Origin of the sequence: uncultured Jatrophihabitans sp. (assembly GCF_964252635.1) — a bacterium.
In the GTDB taxonomy this organism is placed as follows: Bacteria; Actinomycetota; Actinomycetes; order Mycobacteriales; family Jatrophihabitantaceae; genus Jatrophihabitans.
The window spans coordinates 26713-45803 of record NZ_CAXUNP010000015.1 but is presented as its reverse complement, the minus strand read 5'-3'; the positions used below and the strand labels follow the sequence as shown (position 1 = coordinate 45803).

The 19091-nt window shown below is 70.2% G+C and carries 19 protein-coding genes and 1 pseudogene; 4 read left to right on the top strand and 16 right to left on the bottom strand.

Annotated elements, in window-relative coordinates; translation table 11 throughout:
• Positions 1–31: 31 nt before the first annotated feature.
• On the bottom strand, positions 32–3217 hold the full coding sequence (locus ACFFCA_RS09150; protein ID WP_375483972.1) for a BTAD domain-containing putative transcriptional regulator: 3186 nt from the start codon (positions 3215–3217) through the stop codon (positions 32–34).
• A gap of 53 nt (positions 3218–3270) precedes the next feature.
• Here ACFFCA_RS09150 and ACFFCA_RS09145 point away from each other — a divergent pair, with 53 nt between their 5' ends.
• Positions 3271–3675: a secondary thiamine-phosphate synthase enzyme YjbQ gene (locus ACFFCA_RS09145; protein ID WP_375483970.1), complete on the top strand. Its 405-nt coding sequence runs from the start codon at positions 3271–3273 to the stop codon at positions 3673–3675.
• Positions 3676–3736: 61 nt separating this feature from the next.
• Here the strand turns inward: ACFFCA_RS09145 and ACFFCA_RS09140 are convergent, their stop codons facing one another.
• From ACFFCA_RS09140 to ACFFCA_RS09100, 9 genes are all read right to left on the bottom strand, one after another.
• A complete protein-coding gene (locus ACFFCA_RS09140; RefSeq protein ID WP_375483968.1) occupies positions 3737–3901 on the bottom strand; it encodes an antitoxin in 165 nt (54 codons plus the stop codon).
• Between the two features lie 107 nt (positions 3902–4008).
• Positions 4009–4272 carry a hypothetical protein gene (locus tag ACFFCA_RS09135; protein WP_375483966.1) on the bottom strand — a complete coding sequence of 88 codons (264 nt, stop codon included), beginning with the start codon at positions 4270–4272 and terminating at the stop codon, positions 4009–4011.
• Positions 4273–4317: 45 nt separating this feature from the next.
• Entirely contained in the window at positions 4318–5691 is a 1374-nt protein-coding gene (locus ACFFCA_RS09130; protein ID WP_375483964.1) for a GH1 family beta-glucosidase, read from the bottom strand.
• Positions 5688–6647: a carbohydrate ABC transporter permease gene (locus tag ACFFCA_RS09125; protein WP_375483963.1), complete on the bottom strand. Its 960-nt coding sequence runs from the start codon at positions 6645–6647 to the stop codon at positions 5688–5690. The genes ACFFCA_RS09130 and ACFFCA_RS09125 overlap by 4 nt, the downstream gene beginning before the upstream one ends.
• The gene (locus ACFFCA_RS09120; RefSeq protein WP_375483961.1) at positions 6644–7666 is read right to left on the bottom strand and encodes a carbohydrate ABC transporter permease; all 1023 of its coding nucleotides are present in this window, start codon (positions 7664–7666) and stop codon (positions 6644–6646) included. Before ACFFCA_RS09120 ends, ACFFCA_RS09125 begins: the two co-directional genes overlap by 4 nt.
• A gap of 102 nt (positions 7667–7768) precedes the next feature.
• Positions 7769–9121 carry an ABC transporter substrate-binding protein gene (locus ACFFCA_RS09115; RefSeq protein WP_375483959.1) on the bottom strand — a complete coding sequence of 451 codons (1353 nt, stop codon included), beginning with the start codon at positions 9119–9121 and terminating at the stop codon, positions 7769–7771.
• 85 nt (positions 9122–9206) lie between these two features.
• Entirely contained in the window at positions 9207–10223 is a 1017-nt protein-coding gene (locus ACFFCA_RS09110; protein ID WP_375483957.1) for a LacI family DNA-binding transcriptional regulator, read from the bottom strand.
• Positions 10224–11117 (bottom strand): PAC2 family protein, encoded by an 894-nt coding sequence (locus tag ACFFCA_RS09105; protein WP_375483955.1) that lies wholly within the window; start codon positions 11115–11117, stop codon positions 10224–10226.
• 68 nt (positions 11118–11185) lie between these two features.
• Positions 11186–11935: an SDR family NAD(P)-dependent oxidoreductase gene (locus tag ACFFCA_RS09100; RefSeq protein WP_375483953.1), complete on the bottom strand. Its 750-nt coding sequence runs from the start codon at positions 11933–11935 to the stop codon at positions 11186–11188.
• Between the two features lie 89 nt (positions 11936–12024).
• On the opposite strand from ACFFCA_RS09100, the gene ACFFCA_RS09095 reads away from it, so the two are divergent.
• Positions 12025–12681, top strand: coding sequence for a TetR/AcrR family transcriptional regulator (locus ACFFCA_RS09095; RefSeq protein WP_375483952.1), 657 nt, complete (start codon positions 12025–12027; stop codon positions 12679–12681).
• Positions 12682–12729: 48 nt separating this feature from the next.
• Here ACFFCA_RS09095 and ACFFCA_RS09090 read toward each other — a convergent pair whose 3' ends face one another.
• Positions 12730–13761 carry an aldo/keto reductase gene (locus ACFFCA_RS09090; RefSeq protein ID WP_375483950.1) on the bottom strand — a complete coding sequence of 344 codons (1032 nt, stop codon included), beginning with the start codon at positions 13759–13761 and terminating at the stop codon, positions 12730–12732.
• On the opposite strand from ACFFCA_RS09090, the gene ACFFCA_RS09085 reads away from it, so the two are divergent.
• The gene (locus ACFFCA_RS09085; RefSeq protein ID WP_375483948.1) at positions 13645–14427 is read left to right on the top strand and encodes a TetR/AcrR family transcriptional regulator; all 783 of its coding nucleotides are present in this window, start codon (positions 13645–13647) and stop codon (positions 14425–14427) included. The two genes, ACFFCA_RS09090 and ACFFCA_RS09085, sit on opposite strands and share 117 nt — an antisense overlap.
• Positions 14428–14460: 33 nt before the next feature.
• Here ACFFCA_RS09085 and ACFFCA_RS09080 read toward each other — a convergent pair whose 3' ends face one another.
• The 4 genes and pseudogenes from ACFFCA_RS09080 to ACFFCA_RS09065 form a co-directional block, all read right to left on the bottom strand.
• Positions 14461–14871 carry an ester cyclase gene (locus ACFFCA_RS09080; protein WP_375483946.1) on the bottom strand — a complete coding sequence of 137 codons (411 nt, stop codon included), beginning with the start codon at positions 14869–14871 and terminating at the stop codon, positions 14461–14463.
• A 48-nt stretch (positions 14872–14919) separates the two neighbouring features.
• Entirely contained in the window at positions 14920–16053 is a 1134-nt protein-coding gene (locus ACFFCA_RS09075) for a glutathione-independent formaldehyde dehydrogenase (protein ID WP_375483944.1), read from the bottom strand.
• 173 nt (positions 16054–16226) lie between these two features.
• Positions 16227–17066, bottom strand: a complete 840-nt coding sequence (locus ACFFCA_RS09070; RefSeq protein ID WP_375484078.1) for a hypothetical protein — start codon at positions 17064–17066, stop codon at positions 16227–16229.
• Between the two features lie 195 nt (positions 17067–17261).
• Positions 17262–17339 (bottom strand): annotated as a pseudogene (locus ACFFCA_RS09065) (TetR/AcrR family transcriptional regulator); the annotation flags it as partial.
• 151 nt (positions 17340–17490) lie between these two features.
• Between ACFFCA_RS09065 and ACFFCA_RS09060 the strand changes: the two are divergent.
• Positions 17491–18483 carry an NADPH:quinone reductase gene (locus tag ACFFCA_RS09060; RefSeq protein WP_375483942.1) on the top strand — a complete coding sequence of 331 codons (993 nt, stop codon included), beginning with the start codon at positions 17491–17493 and terminating at the stop codon, positions 18481–18483.
• Between the two features lie 93 nt (positions 18484–18576).
• On the opposite strand, the gene ACFFCA_RS09055 is transcribed toward ACFFCA_RS09060, so the two are convergent.
• Positions 18577–18990 (bottom strand): lipocalin-like domain-containing protein, encoded by a 414-nt coding sequence (locus ACFFCA_RS09055; RefSeq protein WP_375483940.1) that lies wholly within the window; start codon positions 18988–18990, stop codon positions 18577–18579.
• Positions 18991–19091 lie beyond the last annotated feature (101 nt).

Here is a 19091-nt window from a genome sequence, read left to right as displayed (position 1 = left end):
GACAACTCAGCGCCGGAAGGCGTAGGACGACTCACTCCACCGGCACCTCGAGCCGGGCGCTCGCCTCCTCGGAGGTGAGCGCCCGGCCTCGTTCGTAGAGGCGCTCGAACGGATCGTCCCCGAGCTCGTCGCGCAGCACCGTCGTCAGCGCGCTGACGTCGAGCGCGGTCTCGTCGTCGGCACCGCGCAGCCGCGCCGACGCCCCGAGGACCTCGGCCGCGGACTCGTGGTGGCCGCGCGCGACCTCCACTTCGGCCGCGACCACACCTGCGGTGGCGAGCAGGGGCAGGTCCCTGGCGCCGCGGGCCGCGGTGTACGCCTCGTGGGCGGTACGGCCGGCCGCGGTGAGGTCCTGGTCGCGCAGGGCGATGCGGGTTGCCAGCACCAGGAGGAAGGTGCGGATGTGGCCGCGCATCGGGTGCTCACGCGGCAGCTCGTCGAGCTTCCGCATCCCGTCCGCGTGCAGCTCGCGGCCGTGCTGCTCGTTGCCGACGCGCCACTCGATGTCGCCCAACATCGCGGAGATGAACACCGCCTCGATCCCGCCGCTGGCCTCGGCGCAGTTCTGGGCCAGCTCGACGTAACGTCGGGCCGCCTGGAGCTCACCACGGCGCAGGGCGATGTCGGCCAGACGCGCGTAGGAGAAGAGCTTGTCGTCGTTGGAGTTCAGCTCGCTGACGAGCTCCAAACTCTCCTCGTAGGCCTCGACCGCCGCGTCGAGGTCGCCGTCGAGCACGTGCACCGCCCCCAGCGTGCGCAACGTGCTCGCCAGGCCCCAGCGCTCCCCCACCTCGCGGAACTGGACGAGCGCCGCCAGGGTCTGCTCACGCATCAGGTCGACGTCACCGTCGTTCTCGGCCATGTTGGCCAGGAACATGTGTGTGGCGGCCTGGGCCCAGACGTCCCCGTCGGCGAGGGACTCCGCCGCGAACCGCGCCATTCGCTCGCGGTCCTGGGCGAAGAACGCGACGGCTGGTCGCAGCACGGCCATGGCCGTCATGGTGGACGTGTCGACGTCGTCGAACTCGCGCGCGATGGCCTGCAGCTCCCGCTCGATCTCCCCCACCTCCTGCGCGCTCGAGCCCGCGGCGGTGGCGTTCATGGTCCGCAACGTGCGGGCCATCAGCTCGAGACCTCGGTCCGTACCTCCGGGTACGGCCAGCGCCTCGTCGACCAGGCTCGGCACGTCACCGTGGTCGCCGAGCATCATGGCGAACAGCGACAGCTGGACGGCCATCCGGCGGGCGACGTCGGCGTCCCCCAGATCGCAGCGCAGGCGCATGGCGGCCAGGATGTTCTCGCGCTCGAGGCCGAGGGTCGCGAACCAGGGCAGCTGCCCGGCCGTCGTCAGGTGCGGCGAGGCCTCGTCGAGCAGGGCCGCGAAATACTCGCTGTGCCGCTCACGAGCGGCAGCGAGCTCGCCGCGCTCGACGAGGCGCTCGACGCCGTACTCGCGGAGCGTCTCCAGCATGCGGGTGCGTCGACCGTCGCCGACGGGCTGCAGCAGCGACTTGTCGACCAGCGACGCGATGAGATCGGGCACCTCTTCGGCGTCGACGTCGTCGGGGCGGACGGCGGTGGCCGACGCCGTGGTGATCCCGGCCGGGAAGACGGCCAGCAACTCGGCGAGGTGCCGCTCGGGCAGGGTCAGCAGCTCCCAGCTCCACTCGACGACCGCGCGCAGGGTGCGGTGCCGCGGCAGGGCCGTGCGGCTGCCCCCGGTGAGCAGGCGGAAGCGGTCGGAGAGCCGACCGAAGATCTCGTCGATGGGCAGGGTGCGCAGGCGGGCCGCGGCCAGCTCGATGGCCAGCGGCAGGCCGTCGAGGCGGCGTACGACCTCGATGACGGCGGCGACCGTGGTGTCGTCGACCGCGAAATCGGGCGCGACCGCCGCGGCCCGATCGGCGAACAGCCGCACCGCCGGGTACTCCAGCGCCTCCGCGGCACCTGCAGTCGCGGCGGGTTGGCCCAGCGCCGGGACGGCGAGCAGGGTCTCGCCGATGATGCCCAGCGGCTCGCGGCTGGTGGCGATGACCCGCAGCGAAGGGCAGTCGCCGAGCAGCTGTTCGGCGAGCTGCGCCGCCGCCTCGATGACGTGCTCGCAGTTGTCGAGGATCAGGATCGCGTTGCGCTCGGCGAGGCCCTCACGCAACCGGCTCATGGCGTCGCGGGCGGTGACGGTGGCGCCGCGGTCCATCAGGTGGATCTCGCGCAGCCCGACACCCGACAGCACGGCCTGCGGCACGTCCGCACCCGAGGTGACGCCGGCCAGCTCGGCCAGCCAGACCCCGTCGGGGGCGCGGTCGACGATGCTCGCCGCGGTCTCGGCGGCCAGCCGCGTCTTGCCGGCTCCGCCCGGCCCCACCAGCGTCACGAGACGGTTCTGCTCGAGCGATTTCGCGATCCGCGCGACCTCGTCCTCGCGGCCGATGAAGCTCGTCAGTTGCGCCTTGAGGTTGGTGCGTCGCACGGCCGGAGCGGGCGCCGGTTCGAGCTCGCCGCGGACGAGGGCGAGGTGCACCTGCTGCACCTCCGCAGACGGGTCGACACCCAACTCATCGGCCAACCTGGTCCGCAGCTGGTCGTAGATGCGCAGCGCCTCGGCCTGCTGACCGGACGCGCCGAGGGCCCGCATCAGCAGCCCGGTGAGCCGCTCGTTGAGCGGATGCGCGGCCGCGAGGGCGGTGAGCCCGGCGACGTCGGTGGCACCCGTCGTCTCGGCGTAGTCGACCTCGGCCTCGAGGCGCAGGTCGTCGAGACGCGCAGCCCGGCCCAGCACGGCCTCCCCGCAGTCGCCGACCACCTCGACCAGGCTCGGGCTGCGCCAGAGGTCGAGCGCGGCCGCGAGCAACGGCGTGGCTGAACCGTGGTCGCCCCGCCGCAGGGCCGCGGCGCCCTCGACGGCCTGCCGTTCGAAGCGCAAGGCGTCGACGTCCTCGGGGTCGGCGACGAGGCGGTAGCCGGCCGGCGAGGCCGCGATCGCCGACGGGTCACCGAGCGAGCGCCGCAGCCGCGACACCAGGGTCTGCAAGGCATTGGCCTCGTCGGCGGGAGGTCGGTCACCCCAGACCGCGTCGACGAGCGCGCGGGTGCTGACGGGACGCCCGGCGTCGAGCGCGAGCCGGATCAGCAGGGTGCGCAGGCGCGTCCCGGCGATCTCGACCGCCCGGCCGGACGAGTCGTGGACCTGCAGCGGCCCGAGCAACGCGATCTGCACGGCGTCCACTGTCCCACGTGATCGCGACACGGTGGGGCGGGCAGGATCGTGACATGCACACGACAACGATCGAGGTCCGTACCGGCGGACGGCCCCAGGTGCACGACCTCACGCGCGACTGCGCGGCCTTCGTGGCCGACTCCGCCGACGGCCTGCTCAGTGTGTTCGTCCCGCACGCCACCGCGGGGGTCGCGATCCTCGAGACCGGGGCGGGCAGCGACGACGACCTGCTCGCCGCCCTGGAGGAGCTGCTGCCGCGCGACGGCCGCTGGCGCCACCACCACGGCAGCCCGGGTCACGGCCGCGACCACGTGCTGCCCGCGCTGGTGGCGCCGTCGATCACGGTGCCGGTCGTGTCGGGCCGGCTGACGCTCGGTACGTGGCAGTCGATCTGCCTGGTGGACACCAACGTCGACAACCCGGTGCGGACGGTGCGGTTGAGCATCCTGGAGGGCTGACCCGGGAACGCACAAGGCGGGCGGACCCAGAGGGTCCACCCGCCTCGTGCTGCGCAGTGCGTCAGCTGTCGTCGCCGGTGCGCTCCTGGGCCTTGTCGACGCCCTTGTCGATCTGGTCCTCGTGGCCGAACTTGTCGCCCGCCGCGTCCCCGGCCTTCTCCAGGCCCTTGTCGACCTGATCGTCGTGGTCGTCGGCCATCTTCTTGAGGTCGTCCATTCCCGGCATGGCGGGCTCCCTTCGCTGCGGCTGACGCCGCGTGAGCGGCACCGGCTGTGCGCTCTGCCCCTCCCCTACCCGCGCGCCGGCCGGACCAACCCGGCGAACGACACGAATCAGTCGGTGCGCTCGGTGAGCTCGTAGGCGACGTGGTCGTCGTCGGTGAAGTAGACCCGCAGCTCGGAGAACCGGCGCGACTCGTCGCGCAGTTCCCTGCGCGCCGCGACTCCGGCCTCGTAGGCGCTCGTCTCGGCGTCGGACTCGGCCTTCTTCGGCGCCTTGTCGCCGGCGAACCCGGCCTTGAACCCCAGGTCGATGCCGTGCGCGAACGGGTTCGCGTTCGGGATCTCCCAATGCCATGTCAACTGGTCACCCTGCATGGTGCGAACCTACTGCCTGACGACCCGCGCCGTACGGATGAGCCGTCAGACCCCGCCGTCCCTGACGATCCGGCGGAACACCTCGCCGCTGTGCTTGATGCGACGTCGTTGGGTCTCGAAATCGACGTGCACGATGCCGAACCGTTGCGAGTAGCCCCACGCCCACTCGAAGTTGTCGAGCAGCGACCACACGTAATAGGCCTGCACGTCGACGCCGGCCTCGATCGCACGCCGCACCGCACCCACGTGCTCGACGAGGTACTCGGCCCGCGCCTCGTCCCGGACGGCTCCGTCCGCGGACGTGGTGTCCGGGTAGGCGGCGCCGTTCTCGGTGACGGCGATCGGCATCCCGGGGTACGCGCGGTCCAGGTCGACGAGCAGCGCCACGAACGCGTCCGGGTCGATCTGCCAGCCCATCGCGGTGGTCCGGCCGCGCGACGGCAACACGTACACGTCGGCCGAGCCCGGGAACACCGTCGCCCCGCCGGGACCGGGCTTCGCCGACACCACGCTGGACGAGTAGTAGTTGACGCCCAGGCGGTCCACCCGCTCACCGGCCCGCGCGAGGTCCTCGCTGCGCACGAAGGCCCAGTCGGTGACGTCGGCCGTGGCCTCGACCAGACCGGCGGGCAACCGCCCGTGCATGAGCGGCTCCAGGAACACCCGGTTGGCGATGAGGTCGACGTGGTCGGCCGCGGCGACGTCCTCGTCGGCCTCGGACGCCGCCCGGACGACGGCCGGGTTCACCGTCACCGACACGTCGCCACCGCCGGGCAGGACCGACCGCAACACCTCCGTCCCAAGGCCGTGGGCCGTCAGCAGGTGGTAGGCCGCCAGGAACGCCGACGCGCGGTCGCGGTGACCCGGTGCGTGCTCACCGCTGGCGTAGCCGAGGAAGGCTGAGCACCACGGCTCGTTCAGGGTCGTGAACGACGCCACTCGATCACCCAGGTGCGCAGCCACGACGGCGGTGTACTCGGCGAACCGTTCCGCGGTGTCCCGGTTCAACCAGCCACCGGCGTCGTCGAGTTCCTGGGGCAGGTCCCAGTGGTAGAGCGTGGCGACGGGCCGGATGCCCCGTTCGAGCAGGCGGTCGACCAGACGTGCGTAGAAGTCCAGCCCGGCCGGATTCGGTGCACCGCTGCCCCCGGGCACGACCCGCGGCCAGGACACCGAGAACCGGTAGTCCTGCAGCCCGAGGTGGCTCATCAGGTCGAGGTCCTCGTCGAGCCGGTGGTAATGGTCGCAGGCCACGTCGCCGGTGTCACCGGCGTGCACGCGACCTGGGGTGTGCGCGAAGGTGTCCCAGATCGAGGCGGTGCGTCCGCCCTCGGCGACCGCACCCTCGATCTGGTACGCCGCCGTGGCCGCGCCCCAGCGGAAACCGTCCGGGAAACGTCCGGAGCTGGTCCGGCTCATCCCTTCACGCTGCCGGCGAGCAGGCCGCGGACGAAGAAGCGTTGCAGGGCCAGGAAGACGACGACCGGCACGACGATGGTCAGGAAGCCGGCCGGGCCGAGCAGCTCCTGGTGCGAACCGAAGTTGCCGAGGATGGACGACGTGTGTGCGGTCACCGGCTGCGTCGAGGAGTCCAGGCCACCGAAGGTCTTGGCGACGAGCAGGTCGTTCCACACCCACAGGAACTGGAAGATCGCGAACGACGCGATGGCCGGCAGCGCGAGCGGCAACACGATGCTGCGGTAGATCCGCAGGTGACTCGCACCGTCTACGCGTGCCGCCTCGATGACCGACGACGGCAGGGACGCGATGAAGTTGTGCAGCAGGAACACGGCCAGCGGCAGCGAGAACATCGTGTGCGACAGCCAGATCTGGGCGATGGTGCCGTTGATGCCCAGCGACGGGAAGATCGTCACCGTGCCGATGTGCGCTCCGTGGGCGTAGAACCGCTGCAGCGGCACCAGCGCCATCTGCAGGGGCACGACCTGCAGGGCGAAGAGGAAGAAGAAGATGATGTCGCTGCCGCGGAAGCGCATCCAGGCCAGGGCGTAGGCGGCCATGGACGCGATGAAGATGGGGATGATCGTGCCCGGGATGGTGATGGCCAGCGAGTTCGCGAGCGGCAGGACGAAGCCGCCGTTGTCGACGAGGACGCTGTGGTAGCCGGACAGGCTGAAGCTGGGGTCAGTGAACATCTGCCACCAACCGGTGGTCGCCGCGTCCTGCTTCGAGCGGACGGAGTTCACGAGCAGACCCAGCGTCGGGATCGTCCACAGCACCGAGATCAGCACGATGACCGCGGTCGCGATCGGGCTGCTGAGCCTGCGCCGGACCACCGTGCGGGCCGCCTCCCGGTCGGAGGTGGCCAGGGCGTCGGAGGTGGGGGCGTCGAGGACGGGGGGCGTGGAGGTCGTCATCGGGTCGCCCTCTCCCGGCGCAGCTGCCGGATGTTGTAGAGCACGAGTGGCAGCACGACGACGAACAGGATGACGGCGAGCGAGCTGCCGCGGCTGACCTGATTCGTGACGAACAGGTCGCCGTACATCTGCCGGGCGAGCACGTCGGTGTTGAAGTTGCCGTTGTTGAGGCTGAAGACGATGTCGAAGACCTTCAGCGTCGCGATCATGATCGTCGTCCCGACCACCACCAGTGTGTTGCGGATCATCGGGACCTGCACCGTGCGGAACAGGGTCAGCCCGCTGGCGCCGTCCATCCGGGCCGCCTCGATGATGTCGTCGGGGATGGCGTTCAGCGCCGCCGACAGCACGACCATCGCGAAACCGGCCTGGATCCAGATCATGATGATCATCTCGAGGTACAGGTTCAGCGGACTGCTGATGAGCCAATTCGGCGGGTTGTGCCAGCCGAAGGCGAGGGCGATCCGGCTGAGCAGCCCCGTCTGCGGGCCACCCTGCACCGGTGCGTCGTACACGTAGTTCCAGATGACCGCGGCGCCGACGAACGAGATCGCGGTGGGCAGGAAGATCAGCGTCTTCCAGATCCCCGTGTGACGCATGCGGCCGAGCAGCAGCGCGGCGGTCAGGCCCACCGCGACCGAGGCAACGGGCACGATCACCAGCCACTGCAGGGTGTTCAGCAGGGTGCGCTGGGTGTCGGAGTCGGTGAAGTCGAAGCGGTAGTTGTCGAAGCCGATGAACGACGTGTGCTGCTGCCCGAGGTACTGCTGGTTCTTGAAGCTGTTCACGATGGTGTCGATCGCCGGGATGACGAGCCCGACCGCGACGAGCACGAGCGCCGGCAGGAGGCAGACGGCCAGCGCGATCGGGCGTTGCGCGCGGCCGCTCACCCGCCCCACGACGAGGAAGATGACGGCGAGGATCGCGAGAAAGGCGGCGACGACCTCGACGACGCCGAGTAACCGCGACCCGGCCTCGGACGCGGTGCTGGCCAGCAGCAGGCTGTGCTCCATCGGCATGAGCGCTCCTTGATCTCGACGCGACGGCGGTGTGGGCCCGACCCGGAGGTCGGGCCCACACCGTTCGTCGCGGATCGTGCGGGGACGGGCGGCGGGCCGGGCCTACTTCGGCCAGGCGGCGTCGATCTCCTGGGCGACGGCACTGATCGACTTGCCACTGCCGAACCAGTCGACCATGGCCTTCCACTCCGCACCCGAGCCCACCGCGGCGGGCATGGCGTCGGAGGCGTCGAACCGGAACGTCGCGTTCGGGTCGGCGAGGTACTTCGCGGACAGCTTGTCGATCGGGTCGGTGTACAGCGACTGGTCGACCTTCTCGTTCGCCGACACCCAGCCCGGCGCGACCTTGATGCGGCTGTCCGCCCACTGCGGCGTCGACAGGTAGCTCTGCACGGCCTGCACGGCGGGCTTGTTCGAGAAAGCGGTGACGAACTCGCCGCCACCCTCGACCGGCGTGCGCACCGAGCTGCTCACCGGCGGGAGGTAGAACGCGAAGGCGTCACCGGTCGAGGAGACCGTCGTGCCCTTGGGCCACTGCGCCTCGTAGAACGACGCCTGCTGCAACATCGCGCACTTGTTCTTCAGGATGGGGAACCCCGCGTTCTGGAACGTCGTGGTGGCGATGGTCTTCACATTGCCGTAGCCACCGTTCACCCAGGCGGGGTTCTGCATGTACCCGGCGACGGTGCGCATCGCGGCCTGGATCTGCGGGCTGCTGAATTTCACCTTGTGGCTGATCCAGTCGTCGTACACCTGTCCGCCGTAGGTGCTCAGCACGGCCTCCTCGAGCCAGTCGGTCGCGGGCCAACCGCTGGCCGTGCCCGAGTTGATGCCACCGCACCACGGCTTCGTGCCGTTGATGCCGGCGATCTGGCTCGACAGCTGCATCAGCCCGGACCAGGTCGTAGGCACGCTCAGCTTGTGCGCGGCGAAGAACTTCGGCGAGTACCACACGAGGGACTTCATGTTGGCGCTCATCGGCGCGGCGTAGAACGTCCCGTCGACCGAGCCGTAGCTCTTCCAGACCGCGGGCCAGTTCTTCTCGTTCGCCACGGTCTGCGCCGGGGGCTTCTTCACCGCCCCGGTCTTGACCATCTGCTGCAGCAGGCCGGGCTGCGGGATGATGGCGAGGTCGGGAGCGTTGCCTCCGTTGACCTTGACGGGCAGGTCGGACTCGAAGGTGTTCGAGCCGGTGTACTTGATCTTGATGCCGGTGCACTTGCTGAACTGGGCCCATGACGTGTTCAGCGAGTTCGACTCGGGGCTGAGGACCGAGCCGAACATGGTCACCGTCGACCCGCTGTGGCCGGCGTAGGCCTGGTACTGCGCGCACGATCCCGTCAGCGCCTTGGCCTTCGAGCTCTTGGACCCCGATCCGCCACTGCTGGAACACGCGGCCACGAGCGTCAGCGTGGCCGCTGCCACCCCAACGGCGGCCCACCGTCGACTAGTCATTCGATCTCCTCCGAGACGTCCTATGAAACCGGTTTCATGACTGTGACAGAGAGGTTTCGGAGCGACCAGCACGTCGCCGGCACCGTTACCGGTTTGTGACCGACCCTTGCGTCGAAGCGCGCACCCTGAGCTCGGTCGGCAGCACGATGACCCGTGGCTGACGACCGTCGAGCTGTTCCATCACCAGGTCGACACCGAGTGCGCCGATGGCGCGTACCGGCTGGGCCACCGTGCTCAGATCGAAGGTCGTCGCGAGCTCGTGGTCGTCGAAGCCCATCACGGCGATGGCGCCGTCGCCGGTGCCCGTCCCGACGCCGGCGCGCGACATCGCCCGCAGCGCGCCGTACGCCATCTGGTCGGACATGCAGAAGACGGCGGTAGGCCGGGGCTGACGCGCCAGCAGCACGCTCATGGCCCGTTCGCCACCGGCGGTGGTGAACTCGCCGACCTCGCGCAGCGACGTCGGGTGGGCGAGGTGCGCGGCGGACAGCGCATCCAGGTAGCCGGCGAGCCGGTCGTTCTCCGGCACGAACCCGGTCGGCAGCCGTCGTCCGCTGATCAGCCCGACGCGGCGGTGCCCCAGGTCGAGGAGGTGCTGGACGGCACGACACGCGTCGGCCCGATCGTCGATCGACACGCTGGCGACGCCGTCGACCTGCGACCCGATCAGCACCAGCGGGATGCCGAGCCCGGCCAGCCCGGCGATCTCCTTGCTGTCCGGCGCCAGCCCGATGACCAGCGCGGCGTCGACCCGTCGACGCAGGCGGACGTGTGCCTCCGTGCTCGGCCGGGCGCCGGTCGGCTCCTCGGTGGTGTGGATGAGCACGTCGAGGTCGAAGGGCTTGAGCGCGGCCTCGATCCCGGCGAACAGCTCCGCGAAGTACCAACCGCCGACGTAGGGCGTGACGATCCCCAGGGTCCCCGAACGGCCCGTGGCGAGCCGCGAGGCCACCGGCGAGACCGCGTAGTCCAGCGCGCGCGCCACCGCGATGACGTGTTCCCGCGTGCTGACGTCGACGTTGTCCATCCCGCGCAGCGCCCGTGACACCGTGGCCGGCGACACGCCCGCCGCAGCCGCGATGTCGCGAATGTTGAGGCCCACCTAGTCGCCGCGGGCCTCGTCGGCCAGGAAGCGTTCGAGCTCGGCGCCCAGCTCGTCGGCCGACGGCAGGTCGCCCTCGGCCAGGGCGGTCTGCGCCGCGGCCGCCGCCGCGTCGTACTGCTGCTCGAGCGCGGCGACCATGGTCTGCAGCTCCTCGGATCCGCTGACCTCGTGCCCGATGGCCGCGCGGTTCAACCGTTCGGCCTCCTCGAGGACCTCGGTGTCGAAGCGCAACCCGGCGCGCGCGCCGACCTCGCGCAGCAGCGCGATCGACGCGGCCGGGAACTCGGCCTGGGCCAGGTACGGCGGGACCGGAGCGGCGATGCCGAGCGCGTCGACCCCGGCCTGGCCGAGGCGGTACTCGACCAGGTGGCCGGCGCTGGCCGGGACGATGATCTGGCCGAGCCACGCGCGGTAGTCCGCGAACAGCTCGCGCCGCGAGCCGTGCACGATGATCGGCGTCGGCCGCGTGTGCGGCACCGACATCGGGAAGGCGTCGAGCCCGATGACGAGCCGCACGCCGAGGCGCTGCACGAGCAGCTCGACGGCCGCCGCGTAACGCTCCCACTGGACGTCCGGTTCAGGGCCCGCCAGCAGCAGGTACGGGGTGTCGTCGCTGTCGTGCAGCAGGTGCAGCGCCAGCTGGGGCGTGGCGTAGTCGCTCCAGTGGTCGACGTCGAAGTGCATGATCGGCCGCCGGGCCCGGTAGTCGTAGAGCTGGTCGACGTCGAAGCGCGCGACGACCGGCGCGTCGTCGGCGAGCAGCGAGGCTCGCGCGAGCCGCACCGCACCTCCTGCGTCGACGAAGCCGTCGAGCATGTGCAGCAGCACCGTGCCCGACAGGTCGGGTCGGTCGGCGTCGAGGTCGAACAGCTCTTCGGGATCCAGCGTCACCCCTCCATCTTCACCCACCGGACGCACCGTGCTCGGCGTCGGGCGTGCATCCGGGCGCCCGCGTGGCCTCAGACGGCGATCCGCCCGCCGTCGGCGGGCAGGATGGCGCCGTGGACGAAGCTGGCGGCGTCGGTGGCCAGGAAGACGATGGCTTCGGCGATCTCCTCCGGCTGCCCGGGGCGTCCGGCCGGTCCGGCGGCGGCGAGCTGGTCGAGCGCCGCGCCCATGCCTGCGGTGCCTTCCGTCCGTGTCGGGCCGGGGCTGACGGCGTTGACGCGCACGCCCGCAGGCCCGTACTCGGCCGCCCAGGACTTGGTCAGTAACACCAGCGCGGCCTTGCTCGCGCCGCAGAGGCCCATTCCGGCGGCTCCGAACTCGGCGACCATGGTGGTCACGTTGACGATCGCGCCGTGGCCGCGGGCGGCCATGTCCGGGGCCAGTGCCCCGACGAGGAAATAGGGCGCGGTGACGTTGACGGCGAGCACGGCGTCGACGTCGGCCTGGGTGGTGTCGGCCGTCGGGCCGAACGGGAAGATGCCGGCACTGTTGACCAGGATGTCGACGTGCCCGCCGCCGAGCTCCGTGGACCGGGACGCGAGCTCGCGGGCGCTGGCGGCGTCGGTCAGGTCGGCACGCACGAAATCGGCGGTGCCGCCGGCCGCCCGGATGGCGTCGACGGTCTGGTCACCACGTCCGGCGTCGCGGCCGGAGACGACGACATGGGCGCCGCGCGCGGCGAGCGCGAGGGCCGTGGCGCGGCCGATGCCGCTGGTGGCGCCGGTGATCAGCGCGGTCGTGCCGGAGAGCTCGGTGGTCATGGCCGTTCCTCTTCCTGGAGTGGAGTGATTGCTCCAGACTGCCCAGTCGTTTTTGGAGACGCCACTCCAGAACGCAGTAGGCTGGTCCCATGACCGCATCGACCCGGACCCGCCCGGCTTCAGAACGTCGGCTCACGGCGAAGGGCGAGGCGACGCGCGCCCGGATCCTCGACGCCGCGTCCGCCCTGGTGTTCGCGCACGGGGTCACCCGCACCGGTGTCGAGGACGTGCAGCGCGAGGCCGGGGTCAGTGCGTCGCAGCTCTACCACTACTTCGGCGACAAACAGACCCTGATGCGCGCCGTGATCGCCCACCAGACCGCCGCGATCCTTGCCGTGCAGCAGCCCGAGCTCGACGCGCTCGACACCTTCGAAGCGCTCGGTCGGTGGCGCGACAACCTGGTGACCCTGCAGCGCTCGCGGCACTGCGCCGGCGGCTGCCCGATCGGCTCGATCGCCGCCGAGATCGCCGACGACGACCCCGACGCCCGAGCCGACCTCGTCGACGGCTTCGAGCAGTGGGAGGCGCCGATCCGGTCAGGCCTCGCGACCATGCGCGACCGTGGGCTGCTGCGCGACGGCACCGACACCGACCGGTTGGCCCTGGCCCTGCTCGCCGCGCTGCAGGGCGGGCTGGTCCTCACCCAGACCCGCCGCACCACCGTGCCGCTCGAGACCGCGCTCGACGCCACCATCGAGCTGATCCGCAGCTACGCCACCGAACCGACCCCGCGGCCGAGTTGCTGACGCGACCGTCTACTGCCGCGCAAGCGGGTCCGCACTCGGGCGGTGCCGTCAGCGTCGGCGTGCGCCCGCGTCCAGGGCGCGGGTGCCGTGCTCCCACATCGCGTCGGTGATGTCGACGGTCGATCCGGGCGGGACGATGGCATCGATGCGGTCGAGCACGTCCTCGGACAGGTCGACGCCGTCGGCCGTGAGCGAGCTCTCGAGCTGCTCGAAGGTTCGCGGCCCGATCAGCACGGTGCTGACGGCCGGGTGACGGGCGACGAACGCCGTGGCCAACTGCGGCAGGGTGAGCCCGGCGTCGTCGGCGAGAGCACCGAGAGCGTCGGCGGCGTGCAGCTTCGCCGCGTTGGCCGGCGCGGTGGCGTCCATCCGGCCGCCGCGTGCGCGGTTGCTGGAACCGGGCGCGCCGACGTCCGAACCCAGGCGGTAGCGCCCGGACAGCCAGCCGCGGGCGAGCGGCCCGAAGGCCAGAACCCCGATCCCGAGTCGCGAGCAGGTGGGCAGCAAGTCGTACTCGACGGCACGGTTGAGCATCGAGTACGGCGACTCCTCGACACGGAACACGCCCAACCCGCGTCGCTCGGCCACGGCACGCGCTTCGGCGATCTGCGACGGCGGCATCTTCGACGCACCGAACGTTCGGATCTTGCCCGCGGTGACGAGGTCGGTGAGCGCGCCGAGGGTCTCGTCGATGTCGGTGTCCGGATCGGGGACGCCCAACTCGTACACGTCGATCCAGTCGGTCCGCAGGCGACGCAGGGATCCCTCGATCGCCTGGGTCAGCCAGCGCCGGGATCCGCCGCCGTGGTTCGGGTGTCCGTCGACCTTCAACCCGGTCTTGACGGTCAGGACGACCTCGTCGCGCCGACCGTCGGCGAGGGCCTCGCCCAGGATCTCCTCCGACTCCCCCGCCGAGTAGCCGTCGGCGGTGTTGATCGTGTTGATGCCGGCATCAAGGGCGCCGTGGACGATGCGGACGCACTCGTCGCGATCGGTGTTGCCCATAGCGCCGAGCATCATCGCGCCGAGGCTCAGGTGGCTGACGGTGATCCCGGTGCGGCCCAGCGGTCGGTATTCCATGACAGCCTCCTCGCCCGCCGTCGGCGGCGGTACGCTCGTTCTCAGATAAACGGACAACCTGTCCGTTCGAACCGTACCGCCTATTCGGATAGGTTGTCCATTTTGGCCTCGACGCCACCGTCGCCCGCTCGCCGAGCCGACGCCGAACGCAACCGCGAGCGTATTCTCACGGCGGCCCGCGCCTTGCTGACCAGCTCTTCCGGCGATGTCTCGATGGCGGAGGTCGCACGGCGAGCGGGCGTCGGCATGGCGACGCTGTACCGGAACTTCCCGGGGCGCCGCGAGCTGCTCGAGGGTCTGTACACGGGTGAAGTCGACGACCTCTGCCGCGCCGCCGACCAGGCCGCCGGCCGGCCGGACGAGGCCCTGCGGACGTGGCTGCTGCGCTTCTCCGTCTTCCATCGCAACAAGCACCCGATCGCCGCGGAGCTGCTGCGGCACACGGACCGGGGCGACCCGTTCTTCGGCGGCAGCCGTGACCGGGTGATCGCCGCCGGGCGGCCGCTCCTGATCGCCGCGCAGGACGCGCGTCTGGTCCGCGCCGATCTCACCATCGACCAGGTTCTTGACCTCGTGCTGGCCGCAGCCACGGTTCCCGGTGACGCGAGCTACGTCGACCCCATCCTCGACGCCGCACTGGACGGCATTCGCTGCTCACCTGACTGACCGGCCTGGCGTGCCCCCTGCATCGACCGTCGGCTAGGCCAGACCGAGCTGGGTCATGATGCCGAGCTCGTCTGAGCTGCCCCAGCGCTCGGTCATCTTGCCGTCGGCGAACGTGCTGATCTGCATGCCACGGACCTCGATCGACTTCCCGGTCGCGTCATGACCCTGGAAAGGCCCCTGGTGGGTGCCGGTGAGGGTGTAGGCGAACGCGACCTGCTCGTCGTCGGCCACCAGCGTCTCCACCTCGACGTGCAGGTCGGGGAACGCCGTGCGCATCTCGGTGAAGAGGGCCTTGTACCCGTCCGGGCCGGCTACCTGTCCCGGTGCAGGATCGTGATCGACGCAGTCGGTCGCGACGAGGTCGTCGAACGCGTTGAGGTTGCCGGTGTTGACGGCCTCGCCGAACGCCTGCTGTGCGCTGATGTTGGTCTTCTTGTCGAACATGTGTCGGACACTCCTTCAAGGGGTCGGGGCGGTTGCGTCGACGACGCGTCAGGGGTGAAGCAGAACCTTGGTCCAGCCGTCGAGGCGGTCGTCGAAGTTCCGGTAGCCCTCGGCGGCCTGGTCGAGGTTCAGTTCGTGGCTGACGATCAGGCCCGGGTTGAGCTTGTCGCGGTGGATCAGGTTGCGCAGCTGCCGGTTGTACTGCTTGGTGTTGCACTGCCCGGTGCCCATGGATTGGCCCTTGAAGAAGAACGTGCCGAAGTCGAACCCGAATTTACCTTTCTTGGCCAGGTCGTCCTCAGCGTTCGGGTCCTGCGGCACGAACACGCCGACGACGCCGATGCGGCCGGTGGGCCGAACAGCGGCGATGAGGCTGTTGATGGTCAGGCCAGGCGCCTCGTGGCCATGGTGGTCGTGCGCCTGGTAGCCGACCGCCTCGACGCCCCGGTCCGCGCCCTCGCCGCGGGTGGCCTGCAGGATCTCGTCCACCGCACCGCCCGAGCTGTCGTCGACCGGGGTGGCGCCGATGGTCTCGACCAGCTTGAGACGGTCGGGCTGACGGTCGACAACGAAGATCTGGTCCGCGCCTCGCAAGCGGGCGCTCATGGCGGCCATCAGCCCCACTGGGCCGGCGCCCCAGATGACCACCGAGTCACCGATGCCCACCTGCGCGAGCTCCGTACCGTGATAGCCGGTCGGCAGGATGTCGGACAACATCACATAGTCCTTCTCCTTCTCGCGGGCATCCTCGGGCAATACGAGAGCGTTCCAATCCGCGTAGGGAACTCGCAGCAGCTCGGCCTGTCCACCGTTGTAGGGCCCCATGTCGGCGTAGCCGTACGCCGCACCGGCGTTGCCCGGATTCGCGGTGAGACAGAATCCGGTCAGCCCGGACTCGCAGTTCTTGCAGAACCCGCACCCAATGTTGAACGGCAGACACACCATGTCGCCGACCTTGACGCGGTCGACTCCGTCGCCGACCTCGATGACCTCACCCATGTTCTCGTGACCGAGGACCTTGCCCTCCTCGACGTCGGTGCGGCCTTCGTACATGTGCAGGTCGCTGCCGCAGATGTTCGTCGTGGTGATCTTGATCAGGGCGTCGGTCGGACGCTCGATTCTGGCGTCCGCAACGTCATCGACGGAGACGTTCTTCGGGCCGTGGTACACCAAAGCGCGCATGGTCAGCTCCTGGGCTTGTAGGTGGGGTCTACCGCTCGTGCGGCTGCAGGCTCCCAGACGTTCGACCTGTCCTACTTCTTGCCTCCCCAAGGCACGACGTCTGACATCACGGTCGATACGACAACCTGATTACCGTTCACGACACCGCCCGGCGGGGTTCGACCGCCCGGTGGTCAGGGCAGACGGTGGCTGTCGAGGACGGCCTGGATGCGCGTCAGCTCGGCTCGCAGCTCCTCGGCTCGGACCTCGGCCTCGACGCGCGCGGTGTCATTGACGGCGGCGACGGCTTCCTCGAGCGAGGACACCTGCAGCAGGCCGGCGACGGCCGAGACGACGCCGGGGTTCACGGCGACGTTCCTGGCCACCGACTTCGCGCCGCGTTGAGCGCTCACCGTCCACGAGGTGCCGGTCGACTTCAGCGTGATCGTCACCGGGGCGCCGGAGGTGGCCTTGCGCCCACCCCGCCTGGGAGGCGTCGTGGCCGCGGCTGGCCGGCGGGCCGCGGACGCAGGGCCCGCGGAGTCACAAGCTGCGGACTCGGCGGCGGCGGACACGGCGGCGGACGCGGCGGCGGACTCGGCGGCGGACTCGGCGGCGGCAGAGGACGATGCCGGCTTGCGCCTCGTCCTGACCGGACGCGTCTCTCGAGCTGGATCCACGGTGGTGCGCGTGGCCGGCGTCGCCGCGCGCCGCCCAGCCCGAGCCGCATCGGCGCGTAGCGGCTCGGGCGACTCACGGGGCGCCCGCTTCGCGGGCGACGTGCGGGTCGGCCGCTTCGCGGGCGCGTTCTTGCCACGCGACAGTTCACGTGGCGCGAAGCGCAGGTCGTCCGTGACACCGTCGACCTTGACCCGCACGGTCACGTAGTCGTTGCCGTCGGCTGCAGGGTCACCGACCTTGCGTACCGCGCCGACGCCGAACTGCGAGCCGGCGATCCGGACGCGCGGCGACTTGCCGGCAGCCACATCGTCGCGCAGTTGCGCGATCTGCTCGTGGGTCAGTCCTAGCGCCATGCAGCCCAAGATAGAGGGCGGTCTCGACCGGGCGATCGCCCTCGTTCTCGTTCCGACCCGGACGGGGGCGGCCGCAGCAGAGGTGGGTCCTGCGCGATACAGCGCCATCACCGACGAGCGCGGTTTAGTCCACCCCGTATCCACGCTCGCGCGCCCCCATGGCTTCGGCCCCCAGCTCGCGGTTGGGAACCGTCGATAGAGGGTCGCGATACCGACGTTGGCCTCCCGGGCGATACCGCGCAGGGACACATCGGTCTTGCCGTGGGCGAACACTCGCGCGGCAGCGACGTCATCCGAACTGCTCGGCTCGCGCTGATGAATGGCTCTGGGCACTGGCAGAGAACGAACGCGCGATCATCAGCGCGGCGAGCATCGAGAGTACGTTGCGTAGACCGTAGCTCGGAGGCCGGAAGGATGGAGCTGGATGCGGGCAGCGTGGTTCGACCGGCGAGGACCGGCTCGGGACGTTCTGGTTGTCGGCGAGCTGCCTGACCCTGCGCCGGGCCCGGGTGAGGTTCGCATCGCGGTCGAGGTGTCGGGGCTCAGCCCGGGCGATGTGAAGAAGCGCTCCAATTGGCAGGGTTCGGAGATGGCGTTCCCGCGGGTCATTCCCCACAGTGACGGGGCCGGCGTCATCGATGCGGTCGGTGCCGACGTGCCGGAGTCGCGAATCGGCACGCGTGTCTGGTGCTACGGAGCGCAGTCCTACCGTCCCTTCGGAACGGCGGCTGAATATGTCGTCGTACCGACGGACCTCGCGGTCGACCTGCCGCACTCGCCGGATCAGGACGACAGGTGGCTGAGCGAACAGGCCGCGTGCCTGGGCATCGCCGGGATTACCGGCTACCGGTCGGTGTTCGCCGACGGCCCGGTCACCGGGCTACACGTGCTGATCCACGGAGCGGTGGGTGGGGTCGGCGCAATCGCCACCCAGATGGCCCGCCGTGATGGGGCGACGGTCATCGCCGTTGTCCGCGAGGGGCAGGACGAACGCGCCCGCGCCCTCGGCGCGTCACACGTGCTCGACTCTGCTCGCCCCGATCTGGCTGAGGCCGTTCGCGCGCTGGCCCCGAACGGGGTCAACCGGATCGCCGATGTCGACTTCGCCGCCAACGTCGAAGTGAACTCCCAGGTCGTCGCAATCGGCGCGACCATCGCCTCGTTTGCCACATCGGTCGACCGACCGGCCATTCCGTATTGGACACTTGGCTTCGCCGATACATGCCTGCGGCTGCTCGGTAGCGACGATTTCGCCCCGGAGGTGAAGGCGCACGCTGCGGCTGAGCTCACCGCGGCGCTGGTCGAAGGCGCGCTGCGGTCAGTCATCGTCGAGCGGTTCCCGCTTGAGCACATCGCCGCGGCGCAGGAAGCGGTCGAGGCGGGCGCCCCCGGCAGGGTGCTGGTGCAGATCACCTGACCGATGACCGATCTGATGCAGACCGCGCACGACCTGTTCGGGTCGAGACCCCTGCTCGGGAACGCGATCTACGCCACCCTCGATGATTGAGCTTCACTGCTCGCGACGCGACCAGACCACACGCACCACCACGAGTCTTCCGGCGAGGCTAATAGCCTCCAGCGAATCCAAGTTCAGAGAGCCGTCATCTCTGAAGGAAACCTGGCGCCGCTGGATCGTGCCGACCAGCTCAGGATCCAGTGAAACCTCAAGGTGATGCCGCACGATCGCAGTGTCCTCGTCCACATCGAACGGGCCGGAATAGGCGAGGTACAAACCCGAAGACGCGTCCGTCGCCAAGTCCGAAGCAGGTTGGGCCGCCTGCGCGGACACAAACCCGTCAGAGCTGTACAGAATGGTGCCTCGAGGATGGGCGCCCAAGGGACGGGCGTCCGGGCTGCCGTCGACCGGCGCCTCAACGAAGTCACGCAACGTCCACGCACCCAGCAATCGCTCGCGAACAGTCATACTCAACACTATGGCCGCCGCACCGCTGAGATGACGTCGAGCGCGGCGAGCAGGTCACGCAGGTAGTCGACCGCGCGGGTCGCGGGCACGGTCTCGAAGGT